The sequence below is a fragment of the Pseudomonas sp. DTU12.1 genome (assembly GCF_009873475.1).
GTDB lineage: Bacteria > Pseudomonadota > Gammaproteobacteria > Pseudomonadales > Pseudomonadaceae > Aquipseudomonas > Aquipseudomonas proteolytica.
In genome coordinates, this window is record NZ_CP045254.1 from 5,904,694 (window position 1) to 5,928,641 (window position 23,948).

Genomic DNA, 23,948 nt, shown 5'->3' on the forward strand with positions numbered 1-23,948 from the left:
GCCATGCGCCTATGGATCGGCATCATCGGCTTGCTTTGCACGTTTGGCGCCTGGGCGGCACCGAAAATTGCCGTCACAGACCTGGCCTACGAGGCGCGCGTAGAGGAATACATCCACGCAGTCTCGGCCAGCAACAACTTCCAGGCCAGTGCCTATAACGCCAGTGGCGCGTCCAGCTACAGCGAGTTTGAAAGCCGCAGCAGCTACATCGAACAGGGCGAGCTGCGCAAATTCAGCGGCGATATCAAGGGCGAGATCCTCAAGTCGCGCCAGTTCCAACTCGTCCAGGGCACGCCCTACACCAGCGAAGCCAAGGGCGATGTGTACGACGTGATCAAGCGGATCAAGGCCGGCCACTTCAAGGGCGCGGACTATGTACTGTTCGGCACCCTATCGGACATCGACTTCACCCGGGACATCAACGCCCTGGATCACACCAGCAGCTATTCGGCGGTGCTGGGGCTGAGCGTGGTGGCGGATTTCAGTCTGATCAACACCCGCACCTATGAAATCACCTCGGCGTTTACCGCCATGGGCGAAGGCCAGGACACCAAGCTGGTGAGCAGTCGTGATGTGCGCGTGAACCTGAACCGGCCACGGGTGGTGAGGGAAGTGTCGAAAGCCTTGGGTGAGGACGTGGCACGCCAGCTACAAGAGCAGTTGGGCGGCGGCTATCAAGAGCCCGGCCAGCCTGCGTTGCGCAATAACCTGCCAAGGGACGAAGCGCCGAAAATCCTGCGCTGAACCTCAATGGCTCGGCTAGCACACATCAATGTGGGAGCTGGCTTGCCGGCGATCGCATCAGCGCGGTGTATCAGTGACACCGCGGCGCGTGTATCGCAGGCAAGCCAGCTCCCACAGTTTTGATTGGGTTTATTCCGTCAGGCCGTGGCGCGGTGCAGGCTGGCGAGGAAACCCGCAGCGCCCACGAACAATCCGGCAAACGTGCGGTTCACGCGCTTCTGCTGCTTGGGCGTGCGCAACAGGCGCAACACTTTGGACGCAAGCCCCGTGTAGCCGGCCATTACGATCATATCCACGCCGATCATCGTCGCGCCGAGGATCAGGTACTGGATCAGCAGCGGCGCCTGCGGGTTCACGAACTGCGGCAGCACCGCCAGCATGAACACCAGCGCCTTGGGGTTGCTGGCGTTCACCAGAAAACCACGGAACATCATCGCCATGGGCTTGCCGATGGGGCGCACGGCAGCGTCATCGGTCAGGTCCATGGGCAAGGCACGCCATTGCTTGACGGCCAGGTACACAAGGTAGGCCACGCCGAACCATTTGATCGCGTAGAAGGCGGTAGACGACGCCGCAAGCACCGCCCCAAGGCCGCCGGCCACCACGGCAATCTGCATCGCCAGGCCCAGTTGCAGGCCGATGGCATTCCAGTAGCCGCGCACAAAACCGTATTGCAGGCCGCTGGACATCGAGGCGATGGCGCCCGCGCCGGGAGAGAGACTGATGATCCAGCTGGCCAGGAAGAAGGCCAGCCATGTGTCGAGCGCCATTACACACCTCGTAGCAAATTCGTCGTGAGCACTAAGCTAACTCCGAGGGCCGAGGGCTGGCTAGAGTTTTTTCAGGATATGGGGCTGACGTCGCTACCGCGCCAGCGGCGTACCGAACGCTGGAAGAACAGGCTGTTGGGCACTTGCACCACAGCGCTGTCGGTGCCCGCCTCGGCCACTTCGATCAGTGTGGTGTAAAGCAGGTTGATCGCGATCACCCGACCTTTGACGCCAGGCTTGTCGACGGTATCCACCAACTCCACCACATCACCCAGGCGAAACGGCCCGACGGTGAAGATCAGGATCGCGCACAGCAGGTTGGACAACACCGACCACATGGCAAAGAACGCCACCGCTGCCACGGCCACAAAGCCCGACAACGCGGTCCACAGCACGGTGGCCGACACCCCCAGGCGCTCAAGGACGAAGATCAGCGCACTGCCCATGATCAGCCAGCGCAGGCCACCGCGCAGGGGCATCAGCAGTTGCGGCGGGAACGGGTAGCGCTCGCCCAGGCGCGTCAGGCCCTTGGCGACGAAGCGCTGGGCCAGGTAACCGGCCAGCAGGATCAGCAGGATTTGCACGCCGACCCACACCGGTTCGATCCATTGCGCGGGCAGCGGCAGTTGCAAGGCTTCCATCAGGACAGTGCCTCCAGCTCCGCTTGCAGGCCTTCCAGCAGTTCGAGGGCTTCCATCCAGGCTTCCTCCAATTGCCCTTCGCGCACCTTCAGCTTGGCCTGTTCGGCCAGCAGGTCGCGCAGTTCATCCTTGCGGGCCGCTTCGTACACGGCGCTGTCGCCGAGGCTGGCTTCGATCTTGGCCAGGCGTTCGTGGACCTTGCCCAGTTCGGCCTCGAGCTTGTCGGCTTCGCGTTTGTGCGGTGCCAACTGCTGGCGCAGGGCCGCGGCAGCCTGGCGCTGGGCTTTCTTGTCGGTCTTGTCCGGGTTGACCGGGGTGTTGCTGACCGGCGCGTTGCGCAGTCGATAGTCAGTCAGCCAACGGGCGTAGTCGTCCAGGTCGCCATCGAACTCTTCGACTTTTCCATCAGCTACCAGCAGGAAGTTATCAGTGGTGCTCTTGAGCAAGTGGCGGTCGTGAGACACCACCAGTACTGCACCGCTGAATTCCTGCAGGGCCATGGTCAGCGCCAGGCGCATTTCCAGGTCCAGGTGGTTGGTCGGTTCGTCGAGCAGCAGCAGGTTTGGCCGGTCCCAGGCGATCAACGCCAGGGCCAAACGGGCTTTTTCGCCGCCCGAGAAATTCAACACCGGCTCATCGATGCGCGCGCCACGGAAGTCGAAACCACCCAGGAAGTCGCGCAGGGTCTGCTCGCGCTCGGTTGGCGCCAGGCGCTGCAAATGCAGGAGCGGGCTGGCCTTGGAGTCGAGGGAGTCCAGCTGATGCTGGGCGAAGTAGCCCACCACCAGGTTCTCGCCACGGGTCAGGCGCCCGGCCAGGGGTTGCAGCTCACCGGAAAGGTTCTTGATCAGCGTCGATTTGCCCGCGCCGTTGGGCCCGAGCAAACCGATGCGCGCACCCGGGGTGAGCTGCAGCTTGACCTTCTCCAGGATGGTTTTGTCGCCATAGCCCAGGCGTGCATCCGAGAGGTCCAGCAAGGGGCTGGAGATTTTCACCGATTCGCGGAACACAAAGTCGAATGGCGAATCGACGTGGGCCGCCGACAGCTCTTCCATGCGCTCCAACGCCTTGATCCGGCTCTGGGCCTGACGGGCCTTGGTGGCCTGGGCCTTGAACCGGGCGATGTAGCTTTCCATGTGCGCACGCTGCGCCTGTTGCTTCTCGAAAGCCTGTTGCTGCTGGGCCAGGCGTTCGGCGCGGGCCCGCTCGAACGCGGTGTAGCCGCCGCGATAGAGGGTGATTTTTTTCTGTTCGACATGGGCGATGTTATCGACCACAGCGTCGAGGAAATCCCGGTCGTGGGAAATCAGCAGCAAGGTGCCTGGGTAGCTCTTGAGGAAATCCTCCAGCCACAGGATCGCATCGAGATCCAAGTGGTTGGTGGGTTCGTCGAGCAGCAACAGGTCCGAGGGGCACATCAATGCCTGGGCCAGGTTCAGGCGCATGCGCCAGCCACCGGAGAAGTCGGCGACCGGGCGATCCATCTGTTCGTTGGTGAACCCCAGGCCGGCGAGCATCTTGCGCGCTCGGGCGTCGGCGGTGTAACCGTCGGCACTGTCGAGTTCCGAGTGCAGGCGGGCCTGGGCGGCACCGTCCTGGGCTTTCTCGGCCTCGGCCAGGTCGTGTTGCACCTGGCGCAGGCGCAGGTCGCCATCGAGCACGTAGTCGATCGCGATGCGGTCCAGGGTGTCGATCTCCTGGCGCATATGGGCGATACGCCAGTCGGCTGGCAGCAGGCAGTCCCCGGAATCCGGGGTCAGCTCACCGAGCAACAGGGCGAACAACGTGGATTTGCCGGCGCCATTGGCACCGATCAGGCCGGCTTTGTGACCGGCGTGCAGGGTCAGCTCGGCGTCTTCAAGAAGACGTTGCGGGCCACGCTGTAATGTTAGGCTTTGAAGTCGGATCATAATGGCGGCGGAGTCTACCAGCTTCGTTAGCCGCTGGCTTGGGTGTGAACATGTGCGCTGACCTGTGGAGCTTTGCCCTCTCGACCTACGCCCGTGCGGGTGCTGAAGATGCCTGCCTGCGCTTGCAGGAGCAAGGGGCCGATGTGTGTCTGTTGTTGTGTGGGTTGTGGCTGGAACAGCGCGGGGTCGCGCTGGAGCCCGGACGCGTACAGGCGCTGCGAACAATCGCCGAGCCCTGGCAGGCAGATGTCGTGCAGCCCTTGCGCAGGGTGCGCAAACAATGGCGTTGCATGGCACAGCAGGATGTGGAGCTGGGGGCGTTGCGCGAGCAGGTCAAAGCCCTGGAACTGGAGGCCGAACGGCAGTTGCTATTGCGTCTGGAGGCACTGGCACAGCGTTGGCCAGCGGGGGAGCACGCCACAGATCAGGCATGGCTTGAAGCACTGGCGACCGAAGCCGCCCACTTCGACCACGACGCGCTGCATCAGCTGCGCGTCGCGGCCACCGGCACTTAGGAAGCGCTGGTTGGGGTGGTACCTGGCACTACCGGAGCAGGCGTGCTGCTGGCCGGTGCCGGGGTAGCCGCTGGAGCTGCCGGTGCAGCGGGCTTTGCAGCAGCAGGTTTGGCGGCCGGCTTGGCAGCTGGTTTTGCAGCAGCCGGTTTGGCAGCTGGCTTGACGGCTGGTTTTGCAGCAGCAGGTTTGGCAGCTGGCTTGGCGGCTGGTTTCGCAGCAGCGGTTTTAGCAACTGGCTTAGCGGCTGGTTTTGCAGCAGCAGGTTTGGCAGCTGGCTTAGCGGCTGGTTTCGCAGCAGCAGGTTTAGCTGCTGGCTTGGCGGCTGGTTTCGCAGCAGCGGTTTTAGCAGTTGGCTTGGCGGCTGGTTTTGCAGCAGCAGGTTTAGCAACTGGCTTGGCGGCTGGTTTCGCAGCAACAGTTTTAGCAGCTGGCTTGGCGGCTGGTTTTGCAGCAGCGGTTTTAGCGGCTGGCTTGGCGGCTGGTTTTGCAGCAGCGGTTTTAGCAGCTGGCTTGGCGGCTGGTTTCGCAGCAGCAGTTTTAGCAGCTGGCTTGGCGGCTGGTTTTGCAGCAGCGGTTTTAGCAGCTGGCTTGGCGGCTGGTTTTGCAGCAGCGGTTTTGGCCACTGGCTTGGCGACCGATTTTGCAGGCGCTTTTTTAGCAGCAGGCTTGGCCGCAACTTTAGCCGAAGCCTTGGCAGCAACTGCCTTGGCCGGTGTACGAGTGCTCAACACTTTAGCCACTGCTTCTTTCACACGACCAACGCCCTGGGCCAGTTTCAGGCTCTCTTGGGCATCACGCTTGAGTTGAAGGATGTAGGTGCGGGTTTCGGATTGACGATCCTTCAGGGCATCGAGCAAGTCCTCAAGTTCTTTGACAGCGCCCTTGGCTTTGGTTTGCGCCTTGGCTTTGCCGGCAGTCGCGGCGTCTTGCAGTTTGGTGCGGGATTTATGCAGTTTTTCTTGAGCCTTACCGCGTTGCTTTTCCAGCTTGGCGAGCAATTTCTCTGCATCAGCCAAGGCTTGGGAGCAAGCACTTTCCAAATGTTCGAGCAGGCTGCCCGAGAGTTGTTGGAGCAAGTGCAACGGGGTATTAACAGGCTTCTGTTTGGCCGACATGGTTTACCTCCTGGCTGACGTGGGTGCGGCTCATACTAGCCCTCTGCTCTTACCGCCGCTAGGGCATGTTGACAGTATCGAATGCGTTGCGTTGCACCGCACAAAAATTCTTATCGATATAACGAAAAACCACTCCATTCTTTACCCCTCCACACTGGCATAATCCACCGCACTTTCGGCTGGAGAATACCCATGTCGCGTTACCTTTTTTTCATCCTGGGTTTGTCGTTTTCAGTGGCCAACGCGAGTGAGCCAGCAGCGTCCAAAGACAGCCACGACCTGGCCTACAGCCTGGGCGCCAGCCTTGGCGAACGCCTGCGCCAGGAAGTCCCCGACCTGCAGATCCAGGCCTTGCTCGACGGCCTCAAGCAAGCCTATCAAGGCAAGCCCCTGGCCCTGGATGACGCACGCATCGCTCAGATCCTCGCCCAACACGAAGCGCAAGCCAGCAGCGAGGCACAAGTGCCGCAAAGCGAAAAGGCTCTCGCCGCCGAACAACAATTTCTGAGCACGGAAAAAGCCAGGAGCGGTGCGCGCGAATTGGCAGACGGTATCTTGTTCACGGAGTTGGCCCCTGGAAGCGGGAAAAAGCCAGGCGCCAATGATCGGGTGCAGGTGAAGTACGTGGGGCGATTGCCGGATGGGACGGTTTTCGACCAGAGCACGCAGCCCCAATGGTTTCGCCTGGACAGCGTGATCAGCGGCTGGCAAAGCGCGCTGCAACAGATGCCGGTAGGCGCAAAATGGCGCCTGGTGATTCCTTCTGCACAGGCCTATGGCGCAGACGGTGCCGGCCAGTTGATCGCACCTTACACACCGCTGGTTTTCGAGATCGAGCTGCTCGCAACCGGTGCCTGACCCCAACGAAAAACGGTGCGCCATGCGCACCGTTTTTTTGTCTTACCGCTGAGTTTCAGGCCTGGGTTGCAGGCTCTTCCTTGTGGGCGTTGTGCAGCACTTCGATCAAGCAGTCTTCCAGCTCGAAACGCTCATGGAGCAGGGCACCCAGCTCTTTGAATTTCGCGGCAACGCACTTGCCCTCGTCGCAAAGGTCGTTAAACGCCAGGAGCTTTTCGGTGATGACATCAATGCGCGGGTAAATAGTCTCGGCCAAATCCAGGCCACGCTGGTCATCGAAGGCCTCGGCCTCCTTGGTCAGTTGCTCATAGACCCCGAAGTGCCCTGCCGAGACGTAGTCCACCAAGACACTACAGAACTCCTGCAACAGCTTGTGGTTCTCGGCCAGCGCTTCAGGCTTCTCACCCAGAGCATCAAAGGCCCGAACCAATTCGTGACGTGCCTTCAACCAGCTGTCGATCAGCTTATGCACACCACCCCAGCGTTCCTGAGCATTCTGACAACTATCCAACATGATGATCTCTTCCCTTATGGGCGGTGCCGCTTTCACCCGCGCGATGCGTCGAGGATAAAGCGGCAAGCGGACAACGCCGCATCGAACAAACTGTTTCAATAACGCGTGCGGGCCAGATTATGCCCCCACGACTATGGCTTCAAGGTACGCAGACCAGAAAGTTCATACAAGTGTTTAATCCCATCCTACAAACCAACCCAGCCAGTCAGTGCTTCACAAACCGTAGATTCTGACCGGGTAACAGTCGGGAAAACTGCGTCACCCCCAGTAGGAGCATGGCCACGAAGAACAGCAGGCTCCACTCCGGGATGCTCAGGTCAAACAACGTCCAGTTGATTTCCACACAGTCGACAGTGCCCTTGAACGCCAACTGCAGGGCTTGCCCCAGCGACAGGTTTTCGATCATGTATTCCAGGCTTGGCCAGCAGTTGGGAACCTGGTCAGGCGGGATGTTCTGCAATAGCACCTGGCGCACCGCTGTCACTGCGCCGAGCAACGCACAGCCCATGCTCGCCGCCCAGTACAGGTAGATGCCCACGCGCCTGGGGCCGTGGATCGCCGCTATGAAGTTGATCAGGGTGAACACCGCCAGCAGGGTGCGCTGGATCAGGCATAGGAAACAAGGCCGCAAAAGAGCCCCGTATTCCAGGTAAAACGACGCGCCCAACGTCAGCACACCGGCCATGAACGCCAGGAAGAACAAGGAGCGTGAGGGGGCCAAAGACATTGTTTATCCGTAACGCAAGAGATAGGTCGTTACGGTAGAGGAAAGACCTTACCCCTTTCAATACGCGCTGGAGCAGACACTTCCGCGAGATCGCAGGGATATCCCGTCAGAGGGCAGGTAACTTTACGTGGTGCCCTGTGGGAAACCACCTCAAGCCCCTGAATCCGCAAAACTGAGGGATTTTGAAGGACTGGTTGCCAGATGCTTCTGAGCCAGCCCTTCAAAACATCCTACGTCAGACCCGTGCAGGCACCGGTAGCGGTGAAGCCAGCAGGCGGCTGTCCAACAGCCCCAGGCCCTCCTGGAACAGTTGATTACTGCGCTCGGTATCACCCAGCTGCGCGAGCAATCGCGCCAACTCGGCACAGGCCTCGGGGTTGCGTTGAACCTGCAGGCTGCTTTCCAGATAGTCCCGTGCCTTGCCCCACAAACTGTTTTGCAGGCAGAGCCGACCCAGCGTCAGCAACAAACTGGCATCGCCCGGATGGTCCTTGAGCCAGCCTTCGGCGAACTTCAACTGCCGTGCCGGATCGCCACCGCGCAGCAGGCCATACAACCGGATCAGGTGACTGTCGTAGCCGCGCTTGAGCGCAACACGCAAAGCCTCTTCGGCCTTGGCATCGGCGCCCAGTTGGCGCAACTGTTCGGCATAGGCCAGTACCAGTTGGGGCTCCTGGCGCTGGGCCGAGGTCAATTGCTGCCAGGCCCGCTCAAGGGACTGCAGGCCGGCCTCACCATGCTCTTCACGCTGGACGGCCAGGCTCAGGTTTTCACCCCAGGCCCGGCGCTCCAGATCCGCCAGCTCGGTGGCTGGCAGCACTTTATCCTTGCGCAGCTCCGGCAAGAGCCGGATCACCGAGGACCAGTCACCACGCTGCTGGTGCAGGCGCTGCAGCTGGCGCAATACCTGGGCGTTGTGCGGATGGCGCTCATGCATGGCCTGCAGCGTAACGAGGGCTGCGTCCGTGTCGCCACGGTCCATCTGCAACTGTGCGTGGCTCAAGGCAATCGCCAGCTCGGCCTGGGGCTGACGCTCCAGGGCACGCTCCAACAGGCTGTCGGACTCTTCATAGCGCCCCTGCTCGTTGGCCGCCCGGGCCGCGCCGAGGTAGTACAGCAATGGCTGGCGTTCGGCTTCTGCCGCACGGTGCAGGTGCCGCTCGGCACTGGCCCAGCGGCCTTCCGCCAAGTCCATCTGCCCCTGCTCGATAGCCACCTGCACCCGCCGGCTGCGATTGCGCCGCGACCAGGGATTGACCACGCCATCCGAAGTCGTCACCAGGCCCAGCAGCACCCGCAGCAGATAGATCGCCAGGCCGACGACAAACACTGCCACCAGGGTCGACCACAGGCCGGACTCATAATGCAGCACATGGGGATAGCTGATCAGCACATAACCGGTGTGTTTCGAGATGCCCACCGCCAGCGCCAGAGCGAGGGCAATGGCCAGCACCAGGACCACATAGAAACGCTTCATCGGCTTTACTCCTGGGTCGCCGGCTTACCGGCGGAAGCCTTGGCTTCGTCGGCAGACAGATGGCGGCGTTCAAGGTAAGCCTGCACCGCAGACAAACTCGCGGCGAGGTCCGGGGTCACCACCGACACGGCCTTGGGCTCAAGTTCGGCAATACGCGCCAGCATGGCCTGGCTTTGCGGGTTGTCCTGGTTGAAGTTGCCCTGCAATACGCTGCGCGCCTCGCCCAGCGCCCGAGCGTACACCGCCGGTTCGCCATTGAGTGCGGCCCATTGCGCCTGCTCCAGCGCCAGGCTCAGGGCCAGGCGCACCTGGTTCAGGCCTTGGCCTGCCAGCAATGGGCGGATGTTGTCATCAGGGTTGAAATCGATACGGAAGTAGCGCGAGATCTGCTCCCACCATTGGCTCCAGCGACTGTCAGTGTCGGTGCTCGGACGGCCCTGGGGGCTCTCTTGCAACTGATATTCCGGGGACACGGCGGCCAGTTGCACCACCTGGTCACGCAGCGCCGCCAGTTGCAGGTACAGCCCGGTGCGGTCTGGTTGCTCAACGCTGCGCAAGGCCGCCAGGCTCTTGGCCAACTGCTCGCGGGCGGCGTAGGAACCCGGATCGCTCTGCTCACGCAGGATCTCATCGGCGCCCTGCACCAGCGCCTGGGCACTGTTGATGTCCTGCAACGCTGACAAGCGCAGGCTGGCCAGGCGCAGCAGATGCTCGGCCTCGGCCAGGCGCCAGTCCTTGCGGCTGGCCCCCAGGACGGTTTCCAGACGCTGGTTCAGGCGCTGCTGGTCGCCCTGCAGTTGCGCCACCAGGCGCCGGCGTTCTTCCAGTTCATCAGCACCCGGCAATTGCGCCAGGCGTGCGGCCAATTGCTGCTGCGCCTGCTGGATGCCCTGGGATTGTTCATCCAGGGTGCGCACCTGCACCAACTGTTGCTGGCTGCTCGTTTGCAGGGCCCGGACCTGCCAGAGCCCCCAACCGCCAGCCGCAACACCCGCGGCGCCAAGCAGCAAAGCAAAGACCGCCAGGCCGTTGCCACGGCGAGGCGTAGTGACCGGGGTCTCAACAGGCGCATCAAGCGCGGGCTGAGCTTCATCTTTAGGCAAGGCTGTTTCGCTCACATGTCCATCCTTTGCGTTATTAGAGAGTGGGAACGGGCTGGCTCCGTAACGCCACTAGCAAAGCCGCGGCACTGGCACCGCGGCAATCCACAACTTTTTTCGCGCCTGCAGCCCGGGCCATTTCGGCAACGCGTGGGCTGGGCACGAACAACGGCAACTGTGCCACGCGTGGCCAATCGGCACCGGCGAGGCCATGCAGATGCAAAAAACCCTGCCCACTGCTGACCACCAGGCCGTTCAAGCGTTCCACATCAATGCGCTGGGTGAGCACATCCGGGTCGTAGGTCGGCAAAAACCGACGATACAACTCCAGATAATCGACACTAGCACCTTGGCCGCGTAAACGCTCAGCCAGCAACTCTCGCCCCCCTTGCCCACGCAGGATCAATACGCGCGCACCGTCAACAGCGACAGCCTCGCGCAACCTGGGCAATTCAAGCAAGGCCTCGCTGTCGTCCCCAACCTCGGGGTAGCTCACATCCAGGCCATGGTCAGCCAGAACCCGGGCCGTTGCCGCGCCGACGCTGAACCACGGCAGGGTCGGCACCGCTGGGGCGAACTGATCGAGCAACTGCAGCGCCCGGCGCGCGGCCGGCTTGCTCACCACGATCACCGCGCAATAGCAGTTCAGCCGCTGAAAAACCGCCTGGTGCTCGGCGGTGATGGGCAATGGTTGGGTTTCCAGCAACGCCAGGCTGCTGCTGAAGATACCGGCTTCGGACAACGAGGCCGCCAGGGCTGCCGATTCCTCGGCAGGCCGCGTCAGCAGCACACGCCAACCGGTCACTGCGGACCGGCCTCGCCATAGACTTTTTGCAGAATGGCGCCGGCGCCTTTTGCCAAGAGTTCTTCGGCAACCTGCACGCCCAGGCTCGCAGCCTCGGTTTGTGGCCCGCGGGTTTCAGCCGTGAGCAGCAAACCGCCGTCGGGATCACCCACCAGGCCGCGCAGCCAGAGGTTGTCACCCTCAAGGACCGCGTAGCAGGCAATCGGCACCTGGCAGCCACCGTTGAGGTGCTTGTTCAGGGCACGCTCGGCGGTGACCCGCACTTCGGTTGGCTGGTGATCGAGGGGCTTGAGCAGCGCCTGGATTTCCAGGTCTGCGGTGCGGCATTCGATACCGACGGCACCCTGGCCTCCAGCCGGCAGGCTGTCTTCGACGCTGATGGCAGAGGTGATGCGCTCTTCAAAGCCCAGGCGAATCAGGCCAGCGGCCGCCAGGATAATCGCGTCGTACTCGCCGGCATCCAGCTTGGCCAGGCGGGTATTGACGTTGCCCCGCAGGAAGCGGATCTGCAAGTCCGGGCGACGGGTCAGCAACTGGGCCTGGCGACGCAGGCTGGAGGTGCCGACGATGCTGCCCTGCGGCAGTTCATCAAGGGAGGCGTAGGTATTGGACACGAAGGCATCGCGCGGGTCTTCACGCTCGCAGATGCAATACAGGCCCAGACCCTGGGGAAAATCCATCGGCACGTCTTTCATCGAGTGCACGGCGATGTCGGCTTCATTCTCCAGCAGAGCGGTTTCCAGCTCCTTGACGAACAAGCCCTTGCCACCGATTTTCGACAGCGGCGAGTCGAGCAGCTTGTCGCCACGACTGACCATGGGCACCAGGGACACCGTGAGCCCCGGATGGGCTTGCTCAAGGCGGGCTTTGACGTATTCGGCCTGCCACAAGGCCAGGGCGCTTTTACGGGTGGCGATGCGGATTTCGCGAGAGGACATGGATCAATCCGTACTGAATAGATACGGCAGATAATAACAGCTCAGGCAGAACCGCCTTGATTTGAATCAGCAAGTGCGGGGCCTCCCTGGCCGCTGCGCACCGGGATTCGGGGCATGCAGGTCGCTACAGCCCTCGGGCTAAAGCTGCTGCATCATCTTGCGTACGCCTGCGACATGGCGCCGGCTGACGATCAACGCGTCGCCGTTGAGCCCTTTGAGGAACAACTGAAAATGCCCCAGAGGCGTGCGTTGCAGGCGTTCGATACGCTCGCGGGCCACCAGCGCGTTGCGGTGGATACGCACGAAGCGCTCGCCAAATTCGTCTTCCAGGGCCTTGAGTGGCTCATCGAGCAGCACTTCACCGTGCTCGTGACGCAAGGTCACGTACTTGTGATCGGCAATGAAATAAATCACCTGGTCCACGGGAATCAGCTCGATCCCCTTGCGGGTCCTCGCGCTGATATGGCTGCGGGGGCCATTGCCACTTTGCGCCGCAGGCTGGGTCAGGGCTGCAAGCTGCACGCGATTGGGCCGCTCGGCCTTCTTCAACGCCTTGAGCAGCGCTTCGGCAGATACCGGCTTGGCCAGGAAGCTGACGCCGCTTGCCTCCAGGGTCTCGGAGGAGAACTCCTCGTCGGTTGCGCATAACACCAGCGCCGGCGGCGACTCGCGCTCGCTCAAGCGGGCGGCGACCTGCAACCCATCAAGGCCAGGCATACGGATATCAAGGAGCACCACGTCCGGCTTGAGGCTTTCGATCAAGGCCAATGCCTCGTCGCCACTGGACGCGCTCGGTTCAAGGGCAGTGTATCCCTCGAGCTCACTGACCATACGGCTCAGTCGCTCGCGGGCTTGGGGTTCGTCATCAACGATCAGGACATTCATATTGCGCTGGATTCCTGCGTGAGTCTCGCACAAGGATAGCGTAGACAGGTGCGGTGACTTCCGTCACGGCGATCCACGCTAAGACTAGCGTGAGCGGCAAAAAGTGCCCCGAGAGCGACACCAATATTTACCCGGACCTGTTCAATACCGCCCAAAACCCGATACCGCAGGGCATCGTCATAGGGTTTGCTGATACTCAATATGAACACCCCCTCTACTTTAAGGTTAGCCTGGAGTTCGACCTCATCGCCTGGCATTGGTGCACTGCACCCCTGTCAGTGCAACTGTAGACGCTCACGAAGACGACATTGCTCAATCGTCAAATATCGTTTCAATAAACATCCTTTGTTTACCTCAGGATCCGGTCGGGTGAAACCCCCGCTTTCACTCCCGCCTCCAGTCTCATCCCGGACGCGGCCAACGGCAAGGCACTTTGCCATCCATCAAACAAATAAAAATGCCGACGCGGCGTATCAACGCCTCCACGGGCAACCCTGTTATTATCGGCGGCACACTTTCATGCCTCTTTTAAGCAGATCACGAGCGAATCCATGAGCACCGACAAGACCAATCAGTCCTGGGGCGGCCGCTTCAGTGAGCCCGTCGACGCCTTCGTCGCGCGCTTCACCGCCTCCGTCAATTTCGACCAGCGCCTCTATCGCCACGACATCATGGGCTCGATCGCCCACGCCACCATGCTGGCCAAGGTCGGCGTGCTGACCGATGCCGAGCGCGACAGCATCATCGATGGCCTGACCACCATCCGTGGCGAAATCGAGGCCGGCACCTTCGACTGGCGCGTGGACCTTGAAGATGTGCACATGAATATCGAGGCGCGCCTGACCGACCGCATCGGCGTGACCGGCAAGAAACTGCACACCGGGCGTAGCCGCAACGACCAGGTCGCTACCGATATCCGCCTGTGGCTGCGTGATGAAATCGACCTGATCCTGGGCGAAATCACCCGCCTGCAAAAAGGCCTGCTGGAGCAGGCCGAGCGTGAATCAGACACCATCATGCCCGGCTTCACCCACCTGCAGACCGCGCAGCCCGTGACCTTCGGCCACCACCTGCTGGCCTGGTTCGAAATGCTCAGCCGCGACTACGAGCGCCTGGTCGATTGCCGCAAGCGCGCCAACCGCATGCCCCTGGGCAGCGCTGCGCTGGCCGGCACCACCTACCCGATCGACCGCGAATACACTGCGCAACTGCTGGGCTTTGACGCCGTGGGCGGCAACTCCCTGGACGGCGTGTCGGATCGTGACTTCGCCATCGAATTCTGTGCAGCGGCCAGCATTGCGATGATGCACCTGTCGCGCTTCTCCGAAGAACTGGTGTTGTGGACCAGCGCGCAGTTCCAGTTCATCGACCTGCCGGATCGCTTCTGCACCGGCAGTTCGATCATGCCGCAAAAGAAAAACCCCGACGTGCCGGAACTGGTGCGCGGTAAAAGTGGCCGTGTATTCGGCGCGCTGATGGGCCTGCTGACCCTGATGAAAGGCCAGCCCCTGGCCTACAACAAGGACAACCAGGAAGACAAGGAACCGCTGTTCGACGCCGCCGACACCCTGCGCGACTCGCTGCGCGCATTTGCCGACATGATCCCGGCGATCAAGCCCAAGCACGCGATCATGCGTGAAGCGGCCCTGCGCGGTTTCTCCACCGCCACTGACCTTGCGGACTACCTGGTGCGCCGTGGTCTGCCGTTCCGTGACTGCCATGAAATCGTCGGGCATGCGGTGAAATACGGCGTGGATACCGGCAAGGACCTGGCGGAAATGAGCCTGGAAGAACTGCGCCAGTTCAGTGACCAGATCGAACAGGATGTGTTTGCGGTGCTGACCCTGGAAGGGTCGGTCAATGCCCGTAACCACATCGGCGGCACCGCACCGGCCCAGGTCAAGGCGGCAGTCGCACGCGGCCAGGCGCTGCTCGCCAGCCGCTGAAAGTATCGCAGGCAAGCTAGCTGCCACCTTTGACCGGGGCCTTCAATTCAACTCGGTCAACTGTGGAAGCACGCTTGTGTGGGAGCTGGCTTGCCTGCGATAGCATCACCTTAGTGTCACTGACACACCGAGGTGCCTGCATCGCGGGCAAGCCCAGCTCCCACACAAGCCCGCCCCCCATTTACTACTTCTTCGCCGCGATCATCGCCATGAAGGCTGGCATCGCCGCCTCCTTGTCCGCCGCCACTCGCTGGGCGTTGGGCATGTCTTGCAGCCTCTTCAGCAAGGCCTTGGCCTTCGGAAGCTCAGCCAGCAAATCCAGGCCAAACAGCTTCCCACCGACGGCACACGCCAAGTCCACGCTGTACAGGAAGTACAAGTCGGCCAGCGTAAAACTCTCCCCCGCGACATACGGCGCAAACTTGCCGTGTCGCCCCAACGCCGCAATCCCCAACAGCAACTCGGCCCTGGCCTTGTCCTTGATCGCCTCTGGCACCGACATGCCAAAAAACGCCTCGGCATAACACGCGCGGGCTGGCAGTTCGATGTACAGCTCGATTTCCCGGCACAACGCCAGCACCTGGGCGCGCTGGAATGCATCGCCCGGCAGCAGGGCCGGGCCCGACTGTGTCTGTTCGAGGTATTCGAGAATCACGCTGGTTTCGTTGATGAAGCCTTTCTCGACCTTCAGCACCGGCACCTTGCCGCGCGGGCTGACTGCCAGGGCTTCAGCGGTTTGCCCGGCATAAAACGGCACTTCTTCAAAGGGCAGGCCCTTTTCCAGGAGCGCCAGCTTGACCATGTTGTAGTAGTTACTGACCGAAAATCCGTAGAGCTTGAGCATCACAAAGCCTCCAGGCCGTGCAGGGGGTTGGCTGGGTAGGTTATAGATCGTGACGCGCCGCCTGACCAGCAGCATCACCTGGCTGAATGGGGGTAGACTGGCGCCCTTTCCTGACAGGAGGCTGCCATGAGCGAGCCAACCGATATCGATAACGACGAAGAAGAGTTCGCCGAGTCCACCTTGACCCAGGCGATCGAAAACCAGATCGAAAGCGACAACCCGCCGGCGGCCAAGGCCACGTTCAACAAGCTGACCCTGGTCGGTTACGAGCGTGAAGACATCCTCAACCTGATGGCCCACGTGCTGGCCGTGGAAATCGACGCGATGCTGGAAACAGACCGCCCGTTCGATACCGATTGGTATGAAACGGCGCTGCGCGCACTGCCTGAGCTGCCGCCGGAAAAACAGTAGGTCCCTGGAACCGCCATCGCCGGCAAGCCGGCTCCTACAGGAGTGCGGCTTGCCTCCCCTGCGCCCATATCGCACTGGACAGTTCGCTCAAGTGCGTTCACCTTAGGCTCTGCTAGCGTCTGACAATTCCTAGAACGTCTGGAGTCCTTATGTCGTATACCCCTGAGTTGGTTGCCGAACTGGAAATCCTTGTACTTTTCCCCCTGGATAGCACCCATGAAGGTCTGAAAGTCCATCAGACTGCTGCTCCCACTGCCATTGCTGCTGCCAAACGCCTGCACACCAAAGGGCTGATCGACCAGCCAGATGGCGGCTACCTGACCAGCCTGGGCCGGGATGCTGCAGAGCAAGCGCAAACCTTGCTGACGATTCTGACCACCGCGACCACCAAAGAAGCTGCCTGACACTCCGTATCGCCCTCGGGATCCTCTGTTCACGGATTCCGCGGGCATTCCTGTGTGCGCGATAAAATTCTGACGCCAAAAACAAATTCCCCTTAAACCTCCTACGATTCTGTCTGTAAACTCCTACACGGCTGCCCACGCCGGGCCCTGCGAGCCGCTGAGTTCGACATGACCAGTACCCATGAAATCCGCCCTGACTTGGATGAAGGCATTGACCGCAAGGTACTGGCCCAACTGCGCTCGCGCTTCCTGACCCTCAATGCCGGCCGCATGGCCCGGGCCGTCGAAGGCCTGACGCCACGCCAGCAAAGCGTGTTGGCGCTGCTGCCGCTGTTTTTCCACGTCAATCATCCGCTGCTGCCGGGCTATGTCTCGGGCAGTACCCCGGCCGGGCTGGCGAATTTTGAACCCGAGGCCCAGGTCCTGGCCGAAGCCCAGCGCCTGACCCGCTCGTTTTCCTACAAACCACGCCACGGCAACCCGCCTACCCCGATCCACGGCCTGTTCCTGATGGGTAGCCTCGGCACGCTGGCCCAGGCCGACCAAAGCGATATGGACGTCTGGGTATGCCACGCCGACGACCTGAACGAGGCCGAGCTGGGTGAGTTGCGCAAAAAATGCCAACTGCTGGAGGCCTGGGCCGTAAGCATGGGCGCCGAAGCGCATTTTTTCCTGGTCGAGCCGAACCGCTTTGCACAAGGTGGCCGCGATACCCAGCTCAGTTCGGATGACTGTGGCACCAGCCAGCACTATCTGTTGCTCGACGAGTTCTACCGCACCGCCATCTGGCTGGCCGGGCGCACGCCGATCTGGTGGCTGGTGCCGGTCTACGAAGAGGCTCGGTACGCCGAATTTACCCACACGCTGATTTCCAAACGCTTTATCCGCGCCGACGAAACCCTCGACCTCGGGCACTTGGCCCATATCCCGCCGGGAGAATTTATCGGCGCCGGCCTGTGGCAGTTGTTCAAGGGTATCGAGTCACCTTACAAGTCAGTACTCAAGCTGTTGCTCACCGAGGTGTATGCCAGCGAACACCCCAAGGTGCAGTGCCTGAGCCTGCGCTTCAAACGCGCGGTGTTCGCCAACCAGCTGGATCTGGATGAGCTGGACCCCTATGTCGTGGTCTACCGCCGCATCGAAGAATATCTGCGCGGGCGCAACGAGCCCGAACGCCTGGAACTGGTGCGGCGCAGCCTGTACCTGAAGGTCAACCGCAAGCTCACCACCGGCCAGCGCACCATCGGTTGGCAGCGCGCACTGCTGGAACGCCTGGCCAATGAATGGGGCTGGGACCAACGGCAACTGGCCCTGCTTGATAGCCGCAGCCAGTGGAAAGTGCGCCAGGTCGCATCCGAGCGCCGGGCCCTGGTCAATGAACTCAATTACAGTTATCGCTTCCTGACCCAATTCGCACGCACCGAACAGACCGTGAGCCTGATCAACAAGCGTGACCTCAATGTACTGGGCCGGCGCCTGTACGCGGCATTTGAACGCAAGGCCGGCAAAGTCGAATTCATCAACCCCGGGATTGCCCCGGACCTGGCCGAAGACACGCTGACCCTGGTGCATTCGCCCAACCGCAAGGAGCCGGGTCAGTTTCACTGGGGTTTGTACAACGGCAGCCTGACCGCCCTGGAATGGGAGCACTTTGCACCGATCAAACGCAGCCGTGACCTGCTGGAGATGCTCACCTGGTGCCATCGCAACGGCGTGATCGACAGCAGCACCCGCCTGGCCCTGCACCCGGGCAGCAGTGACTTGAGCGAATTCGAGCTGTTCAACCTGCTGGGCAGCCTGCAGCAGACCATCGCCCTGCCGTTGGCCACGGTGGATGAGGAGCATTTGCTGCGCACGGCGATACCCGATGAAGTGCTATTGCTGATCAACGTTGGGGTCGACCCGCTCAAGCACCATCGCGACCTGAATATCCTGATGACCACCGAGCGCACCGACTCCTTGAGTTATGCCGGCGTGCGGGAAAACCTGGTGCTGACCCTGGACCAGGTGACGCTCAACAGCTGGAACGAGGTGATGGTCAGCCGCTACGACGGCCCCCATGCCCTGCTCGACTGTCTGCGCGACTACCTCAACCAACTGCCGCGCAACCAACTGCCACGGCTGCGGGTCCGGTGTTTCTGCCACAACCGTGCGCAATTCATCGCGCAACGTGTAGAAGAGATTTTCGATACCGCGCAGAACCTGCAACTGAGCCAGCTCAACCACCGCTACCTGATCCAGGTACAACAGCACTATCACGTCATGGAGCTGGCGCCGGGACAAGCCAATCATGTGTCGCTGCCCAGCCAGCAGGCGCTGGTGGACTATCTCAGCGAAGAATTGGCCAGCTACAGCCCGCTGCACCTGGATGCCATGGCCCTGGAAGACCACGACCTGGCAGCGTTGTTGCCCATGGGCCTGCCGGAATGTGTGCAGGTGTTCTACCGCATCAACGAGGGCTTTGCCGAGCTGTACGTACTCGACGAGTTCAATGCCCTTTGGCAACAGCGCCTGCCGTTTCATGATGAACAGAGCTTGTTGGCGCCGTTGCAGCGCTTCCTGCAATCGATCATCTATCGCCGCGACGCGCTGTCACCGCTGGACCCGCAGCAGCCATCAGGGGCCTTGCAGGTGCTGTATTACCAACTGTTGCCATCGGCAGGCGGCCGCGCCCGTCGGGTAGAGCCACGGCCTGCGCCACAGACTCCGGCCAACAAACCGTTCTATGACGTGCAGGCGATTATCGGCAAGGGTTCGCCAGGCCAGGTGGGGATTACCCTGTATTGCAATCAGCGGGAGTTTTCCGAACTGGAATTTGGCGACCAACTGTTTGCAGTGGTCGCCCAGGAGATCGTCGGGCAGCGTCGGGAAACCGAGCGCTATCGTTGCTACATCACCGACCTGGACCTGTCTGGCCTGCTCGGTGACGTCCAAAGCCCGAGCAATCTGTACCTGCGCTACAAGGCCGAGTTGGAACAGGCGCTCAACCAGGCCTTGAACCAGATTTAGAGCGTGAAGGCGCCGCCGTCTTTAGGCTGGCCTTCGACACTCAGCAACTCAAGCTTGAGGGTCTTGCCGCCCGGGGCCGGCCAATCGATATGCTGGCCAACTTGCAGGCCCAGCAACGCACTGCCCACCGGGGCCAGGATCGAGATTTTGCCTTCGTCGGCATTCGCCTCCTTGGGGTAGACCAGGGTCAGGTGATAGTCCTTGCCGCTGCTTTGCTCACGGCAATGCACGCTGGAGTTCATGGTCACGACGCCCGCAGGCACTTCATCGTGACCCACTACTTCGTCGGCACGGTCGAGTTCGGTTTGCAAGTCCTCGACCCCAGGAAATTCTTCGCCCAGACGGTCGATCAGTTGCTCAAGACGTTGCACATCGAGACGGGTGAGGATGATGGAAGGTGCAGTCATGATTGCGGCAGACTCCTTTTTTTCTGCACGAAAAAGCAAAACCCCGCCACTAAACGGCGGGGTTCTCACGGACCTCGATGAGTTGAGGTGTACCCGGACACTACCACAGCACAACAAATAAACAAGATGGGCCGGCCTGAAGGTCAGGCGCCAGCCTTGCGTTGCTCGGCCTGGGCGACGATCACGCGGCGCCGCTGATCGTCGGCGGAGCGCCATTCCCGGATGTCTTCCACGTGCCGGAAGCAGCCAAGGCAGACTTTTTGCTCATCCAGCCGACACAAACTGATACAAGGTGACGGCACAGCCGGGCTGACATTGCTGAACAGCGGCTTGGGCGGGCGGGCGGGAGCAGGCTGGGTCACAATCAGATCTCGTCGAAATCCAGCTCGACGCCGGCTTGTTCCAGGGTGATGCGTGCAAGCATTTCGCTCAACAGCTCGTCGCTGGTGTCGTTCGACCAGCGGTTTTCTTCTTCGTCATAGTCGAAGTGAAAACCTCCGGAGCGCGCCGCCAACCATAGCTGACGCAGCGGCTCTTGGCGGCTGAAGATCAATTGGCTGCCGTTCTCGAACTTGACGGTCAACACGCCTGCAGAATTTTCCAGATCCACGTCCAGGCCACTCTCGTCGAAAATATCCTCCAGCGCTTGCTGGGTCGCATCGACCAGGTCGTGAAAACGGGCTTCGGTCAAACTCATGGTGGGAACCTCAAAAAGTGTCTACTCACGCTCAAGCGCCGCACGATACGGAGGCGCCATCATGATTGCAAAGGATACCGATTTCATTCCCGTGCGCCGCGTGAAATATCTCAGAGTGATGTAGGTCACTTCACGACATACACGGCAAAGCCCCGCCGGACGGGTGTCCCGGCGCATAGGCAAGCTGGCGGGTGGTCGGTATACTCGGGCGCAATTAATGCATATTCAAGGATTTAGCCATGAAGCGCCTGATCTCTTCCCTTGCTGCGCTCGTCGCGGTCGCTTGCCTCGTCAGTGCCTGTGGTCAAAAAGGCCCGTTGTACCTGCCTGATGACAGCAAAGACCCCAATGAACAGGCGCAAACGTCGCAATCCAAAGCGCACAAGCACGACACCAACTAAGGGAACATCATGGACGCTTTTAACTACCGGGACGGCGAGCTGTTCGCGGAAGGCGTGGCGCTGTCCGCGATTGCCGAACGCTTCGGCACCCCGACCTATGTCTACTCCCGTGCCCACATCGAAGCGCAATACCGCTCCTTCACCGACGCCCTCGATGGCGTACCGCACATGGTGTGCTACGCGGTAAAGGCCAACTCCAACCTGGGTGTACTCAATGTCCTGGCGCGTCTGGGCGCTGGTTTCGACATCGTGTCCCGTGGCGAACTGGAGCGTGTCCTGGCGGCTGGTGGCCAGGCTGACAAAATCGTGTTCTCCGGTGTCGGCAAGAGCCGTGAAGACATGCGCCGCGCCCTGGAAGTGGGCGTGCATTGCTTCAACATCGAATCCACCGACGAGCTGGAGCGCCTGCAAGTCGTAGCCGCCGAGATGGGCGTGCGTGCGCCGATCTCCCTGCGCGTCAACCCGGATGTGGATGCCGGCACCCACCCGTACATTTCCACCGGTCTCAAAGAGAACAAGTTCGGCATCGCCATTGCCGACGCCGAAGACGTGTACATCCGTGCCGCCCAGTTGCCGAACCTGGAAGTGCTGGGTGTGGACTGCCATATCGGTTCGCAACTGACCAGCCTGCCACCGTTCCTCGATGCCCTCGACCGTCTGCTGGCGTTGATCGATCGCCTCGGCGAGTGCGGCATCTACCTGCACCACATCGACCTCGGTGGTGGCGTGGGCGTGCGTTATCGCGATGAAGAGCCGCCGCTGATTGCCGACTACATCCAGGCCGTACGCGAGCGCACCGAAGGCCGCGACCTGACGCTGATGTTCGAGCCGGGCCGCTACATCGTCGCCAATGCGGGCGTACTGCTGACCCAGGTCGAGTACCTCAAGCACACCGAATACAAGGATTTCGCCATCGTCGATGCGGCGATGAACGACTTGATCCGCCCGGCGCTGTACCAGGCCTGGATGAACGTCACCGCCGTGACGCCGCGTAACAGCGAAGCGCGCGCCTATGACATCGTCGGCCCGATCTGCGAAACCGGCGACTTCCTGGCCAAGGACCGTGAACTGGCCCTGGCAGAAGGCGATCTGCTGGCCGTGCACTCGGCCGGTGCCTATGGGTTTGTCATGAGTTCCAACTACAACACCCGCGGGCGTACCGCCGAAGTGTTGGTGGACGGTGATCAAGCGTTTGAAGTGCGTCGCCGCGAGACGGTAGCCGAGTTGTTTGCTGGCGAAAGCCTGCTGCCGGAGTAAGCCATGCTGCTGCGTTTTACCAAGATGCACGGCCTGGGCAATGACTTCATGGTCCTTGACCTGGTCAGCCAGCACGCGCACATCCTGCCCAAGCACGCCAAGCTGTGGGGCGACCGGCATACCGGCATCGGCTTCGATCAATTGTTGATCGTCGAGGCGCCGAGCAACCCGGAAGTGGACTTCCGTTACCGGATCTTCAACTCCGACGGTTCCGAAGTGGAGCAATGCGGCAACGGCGCGCGCTGCTTCGCCAGGTTTGTGCTGGACAAGCGCCTGACCGCCAAGCGGCAGATTCGCGTCGAGACCAAAAGCGGCATTATCGAGCTGGATATCCGCAGCGACGGCCAGATCAGCGTCGACATGGGCGCCCCGCGCCTGGTGCCGGCCGATATTCCGTTCCAGGCCGATGCCCAGGCGTTGAGTTATCCGCTGGAGGTCGACGGTACTGTGGTCGAAGTGGCCGCCGTGTCCATGGGCAACCCCCATGCGGTGCTGCGGGTCAACGACATCAACAATGCGCCGGTGCATGAGCTGGGGCCGAAGATCGAACATCACCCGCGCTTTCCGGCACGGGTCAACGTCGGCTTCCTGCAGGTCATCGACCGCTCCCGTGCGCAATTGCGCGTCTGGGAGCGCGGCGCCGGGGAAACCCAGGCTTGCGGCACCGGTGCTTGCGCCGCCGCCGTGGCCGCGATCAGCCAGGGCTGGATGGATTCGCCACTGTTGATCGACCTGCCCGGCGGACGCCTGTCCATCGAATGGGCAGGCCCAGGCCAACCGGTGAAGATGACCGGCCCGGCATCCCGTGTATACGAAGGACAGGTCCGTCTATGAGAGCGACTCGCCAATGACCGATAAGCCCCAGGCACCCGCCAAGCAGCCCGAAGGATCCCCTTGCGAAAGCCTGGAGGCAGCGGCCGTCGCCGCTTACCTGGAGGCTAACCCGGACTTCTTCGTCGAACACGACGAGCTGCTCCCGGCCCTGCGTATCCCTCACCAGCGCGGCGATACCGTGTCGTTGGTAGAACGGCAGATGAAAATCCTGCGCGAGCGCAACATCGAAATGCGCCATCGGCTTTCGCAGTTGATGGACGTGGCCCGTGACAACGACCGCCTGTTCGACAAGACCCGCCGCCTGATCCTGGCGCTGCTGGATGCTGGCAGCCTGGAAGACCTGACCATTGCCGTCGAAGACAGCCTGCGCCAGGACTTCCAGGTGCCGTTTGTCAGCCTGATCCTGTTCAGTGACAACCCGATGCCGGTCGGGCGCTGGGTCAAGGGCAGCGAGGCGCAAACCGCCATTGGTGGCCTGCTGTCAGAAGGCAAGACCATCAGCGGCACTCTGCGCGAGCATGAGCTGGACTTCCTGTTTGGCGAAGACCAGCGCGTGCAGATCGGCTCGACTGCCGTGGTCGCTCTCAGCCATCAGGGCTTGCACGGCGTCCTCGCCATCGCCAGCCGTGATCCGCAGCACTACAAAAGCACCGTCGGCACCCTGTTCTTGACCTACATTGCCGAAGTGCTGAGCCGTAGCCTGCCGCGCTTTACCACCGCCCTGCGCGCGGTGCGCTAG

Annotated in this window: 26 protein-coding genes; 11 read left to right on the forward strand and 15 right to left on the reverse strand. The window is 61.5% G+C overall.

Going from position 1 to position 23,948, the window contains the following annotated elements; genetic code table 11:
* Nucleotides 1-3: 3 nt before the first annotated feature.
* Nucleotides 4-744, forward strand: coding sequence for a hypothetical protein (locus GDV60_RS26325; protein ID WP_029289603.1), 741 nt, complete (start codon nucleotides 4-6; stop codon nucleotides 742-744).
* 137 nt (nucleotides 745-881) lie between these two features.
* On the opposite strand, the gene GDV60_RS26330 is transcribed toward GDV60_RS26325, so the two are convergent.
* From GDV60_RS26330 to GDV60_RS26340, 3 genes are all read right to left on the reverse strand, one after another.
* On the reverse strand, nucleotides 882-1,514 hold the full coding sequence (locus tag GDV60_RS26330; protein ID WP_029289605.1) for a LysE family transporter: 633 nt from the start codon (nucleotides 1,512-1,514) through the stop codon (nucleotides 882-884).
* Between the two features lie 71 nt (nucleotides 1,515-1,585).
* The gene (locus tag GDV60_RS26335; RefSeq protein WP_029289606.1) at nucleotides 1,586-2,155 is read right to left on the reverse strand and encodes a mechanosensitive ion channel family protein; all 570 of its coding nucleotides are present in this window, start codon (nucleotides 2,153-2,155) and stop codon (nucleotides 1,586-1,588) included.
* On the reverse strand, nucleotides 2,155-4,065 hold the full coding sequence (locus GDV60_RS26340; RefSeq protein ID WP_159909135.1) for an ATP-binding cassette domain-containing protein: 1,911 nt from the start codon (nucleotides 4,063-4,065) through the stop codon (nucleotides 2,155-2,157). The genes GDV60_RS26335 and GDV60_RS26340 overlap by 1 nt, the downstream gene beginning before the upstream one ends.
* A 50-nt stretch (nucleotides 4,066-4,115) precedes the next feature.
* On the opposite strand from GDV60_RS26340, the gene GDV60_RS26345 reads away from it, so the two are divergent.
* A complete protein-coding gene (locus tag GDV60_RS26345) occupies nucleotides 4,116-4,580 on the forward strand; it encodes a TIGR02444 family protein (RefSeq protein ID WP_154907097.1) in 465 nt (154 codons plus the stop codon).
* On the opposite strand, the gene GDV60_RS26350 is transcribed toward GDV60_RS26345, so the two are convergent.
* Entirely contained in the window at nucleotides 4,577-5,695 is a 1,119-nt protein-coding gene (locus GDV60_RS26350; protein ID WP_159909137.1) for an AlgP family protein, read from the reverse strand. The genes GDV60_RS26345 and GDV60_RS26350 overlap by 4 nt on opposite strands.
* A 192-nt stretch (nucleotides 5,696-5,887) precedes the next feature.
* On the opposite strand from GDV60_RS26350, the gene GDV60_RS26355 reads away from it, so the two are divergent.
* Nucleotides 5,888-6,553 carry an FKBP-type peptidyl-prolyl cis-trans isomerase gene (locus tag GDV60_RS26355; protein ID WP_159909139.1) on the forward strand — a complete coding sequence of 222 codons (666 nt, stop codon included), beginning with the start codon at nucleotides 5,888-5,890 and terminating at the stop codon, nucleotides 6,551-6,553.
* Between the two features lie 55 nt (nucleotides 6,554-6,608).
* On the opposite strand, the gene rsd is transcribed toward GDV60_RS26355, so the two are convergent.
* The 7 genes from rsd to GDV60_RS26390 form a co-directional block, all read right to left on the reverse strand.
* The gene (gene rsd, locus GDV60_RS26360) at nucleotides 6,609-7,067 is read right to left on the reverse strand and encodes a sigma D regulator (RefSeq protein ID WP_159909141.1); all 459 of its coding nucleotides are present in this window, start codon (nucleotides 7,065-7,067) and stop codon (nucleotides 6,609-6,611) included.
* 205 nt (nucleotides 7,068-7,272) lie between these two features.
* Entirely contained in the window at nucleotides 7,273-7,794 is a 522-nt protein-coding gene (locus tag GDV60_RS26365) for a disulfide bond formation protein B (protein WP_159909143.1), read from the reverse strand.
* Between the two features lie 235 nt (nucleotides 7,795-8,029).
* Nucleotides 8,030-9,271: a heme biosynthesis protein HemY gene (locus GDV60_RS26370; protein WP_159909145.1), complete on the reverse strand. Its 1,242-nt coding sequence runs from the start codon at nucleotides 9,269-9,271 to the stop codon at nucleotides 8,030-8,032.
* Nucleotides 9,272-9,276: 5 nt separating this feature from the next.
* Nucleotides 9,277-10,389, reverse strand: coding sequence for a uroporphyrinogen-III C-methyltransferase (locus GDV60_RS26375; RefSeq protein ID WP_070994035.1), 1,113 nt, complete (start codon nucleotides 10,387-10,389; stop codon nucleotides 9,277-9,279).
* Nucleotides 10,390-10,408: 19 nt separating this feature from the next.
* Nucleotides 10,409-11,176, reverse strand: a complete 768-nt coding sequence (locus GDV60_RS26380; protein WP_159909147.1) for a uroporphyrinogen-III synthase — start codon at nucleotides 11,174-11,176, stop codon at nucleotides 10,409-10,411.
* The gene (gene hemC, locus GDV60_RS26385; protein ID WP_029289622.1) at nucleotides 11,173-12,114 is read right to left on the reverse strand and encodes a hydroxymethylbilane synthase; all 942 of its coding nucleotides are present in this window, start codon (nucleotides 12,112-12,114) and stop codon (nucleotides 11,173-11,175) included. Before hemC ends, GDV60_RS26380 begins: the two co-directional genes overlap by 4 nt.
* A gap of 138 nt (nucleotides 12,115-12,252) precedes the next feature.
* Entirely contained in the window at nucleotides 12,253-12,999 is a 747-nt protein-coding gene (locus GDV60_RS26390) for a LytTR family DNA-binding domain-containing protein (protein WP_029289624.1), read from the reverse strand.
* A 551-nt stretch (nucleotides 13,000-13,550) separates the two neighbouring features.
* On the opposite strand from GDV60_RS26390, the gene argH reads away from it, so the two are divergent.
* Nucleotides 13,551-14,945 (forward strand): argininosuccinate lyase, encoded by a 1,395-nt coding sequence (gene argH, locus GDV60_RS26395; protein ID WP_029289628.1) that lies wholly within the window; start codon nucleotides 13,551-13,553, stop codon nucleotides 14,943-14,945.
* Between the two features lie 184 nt (nucleotides 14,946-15,129).
* Here argH and GDV60_RS26400 read toward each other — a convergent pair whose 3' ends face one another.
* Nucleotides 15,130-15,789, reverse strand: a complete 660-nt coding sequence (locus GDV60_RS26400) for a glutathione S-transferase family protein (RefSeq protein ID WP_159909149.1) — start codon at nucleotides 15,787-15,789, stop codon at nucleotides 15,130-15,132.
* A 126-nt stretch (nucleotides 15,790-15,915) separates the two neighbouring features.
* Here GDV60_RS26400 and GDV60_RS26405 point away from each other — a divergent pair, with 126 nt between their 5' ends.
* The 3 genes from GDV60_RS26405 (at nucleotide 15,916) to GDV60_RS26415 (ending at nucleotide 19,613) form a co-directional block, all read left to right on the forward strand.
* Complete coding sequence (locus tag GDV60_RS26405; protein WP_029289632.1) at nucleotides 15,916-16,200, forward strand: hypothetical protein; 285 nt, start codon at nucleotides 15,916-15,918, stop codon at nucleotides 16,198-16,200.
* Between the two features lie 149 nt (nucleotides 16,201-16,349).
* The gene (locus GDV60_RS26410; protein ID WP_092232069.1) at nucleotides 16,350-16,604 is read left to right on the forward strand and encodes a TIGR02647 family protein; all 255 of its coding nucleotides are present in this window, start codon (nucleotides 16,350-16,352) and stop codon (nucleotides 16,602-16,604) included.
* Nucleotides 16,605-16,772: 168 nt separating this feature from the next.
* Nucleotides 16,773-19,613, forward strand: coding sequence for a class I adenylate cyclase (locus tag GDV60_RS26415; RefSeq protein WP_159909151.1), 2,841 nt, complete (start codon nucleotides 16,773-16,775; stop codon nucleotides 19,611-19,613).
* On the opposite strand, the gene rnk is transcribed toward GDV60_RS26415, so the two are convergent.
* The 3 genes from rnk to cyaY all read right to left on the reverse strand — a co-directional run bounded on the left by rnk (nucleotide 19,610) and on the right by cyaY (nucleotide 20,717).
* Entirely contained in the window at nucleotides 19,610-20,020 is a 411-nt protein-coding gene (gene rnk / locus GDV60_RS26420; RefSeq protein WP_133715249.1) for a nucleoside diphosphate kinase regulator, read from the reverse strand. The genes GDV60_RS26415 and rnk overlap by 4 nt on opposite strands.
* Before the next feature lie 143 nt (nucleotides 20,021-20,163).
* Entirely contained in the window at nucleotides 20,164-20,382 is a 219-nt protein-coding gene (locus GDV60_RS26425) for a DUF1289 domain-containing protein (protein WP_092232081.1), read from the reverse strand.
* A gap of 2 nt (nucleotides 20,383-20,384) precedes the next feature.
* Complete coding sequence (gene cyaY / locus GDV60_RS26430) at nucleotides 20,385-20,717, reverse strand: iron donor protein CyaY (protein ID WP_029289642.1); 333 nt, start codon at nucleotides 20,715-20,717, stop codon at nucleotides 20,385-20,387.
* Nucleotides 20,718-20,956: 239 nt separating this feature from the next.
* On the opposite strand from cyaY, the gene GDV60_RS26435 reads away from it, so the two are divergent.
* Genes GDV60_RS26435 through GDV60_RS26450 form a run of 4 tightly spaced genes read left to right on the forward strand, consistent with a single transcriptional unit; the run spans nucleotide 20,957 to nucleotide 23,948 of the window.
* Complete coding sequence (locus tag GDV60_RS26435; protein WP_032856894.1) at nucleotides 20,957-21,118, forward strand: lipoprotein; 162 nt, start codon at nucleotides 20,957-20,959, stop codon at nucleotides 21,116-21,118.
* A 9-nt stretch (nucleotides 21,119-21,127) separates the two neighbouring features.
* Complete coding sequence (gene lysA, locus GDV60_RS26440) at nucleotides 21,128-22,375, forward strand: diaminopimelate decarboxylase (protein ID WP_159909153.1); 1,248 nt, start codon at nucleotides 21,128-21,130, stop codon at nucleotides 22,373-22,375.
* 3 nt (nucleotides 22,376-22,378) lie between these two features.
* Nucleotides 22,379-23,209, forward strand: coding sequence for a diaminopimelate epimerase (gene dapF / locus GDV60_RS26445; protein WP_092232087.1), 831 nt, complete (start codon nucleotides 22,379-22,381; stop codon nucleotides 23,207-23,209).
* Between the two features lie 13 nt (nucleotides 23,210-23,222).
* Nucleotides 23,223-23,948: a DUF484 family protein gene (locus tag GDV60_RS26450; protein WP_029289648.1), complete on the forward strand. Its 726-nt coding sequence runs from the start codon at nucleotides 23,223-23,225 to the stop codon at nucleotides 23,946-23,948.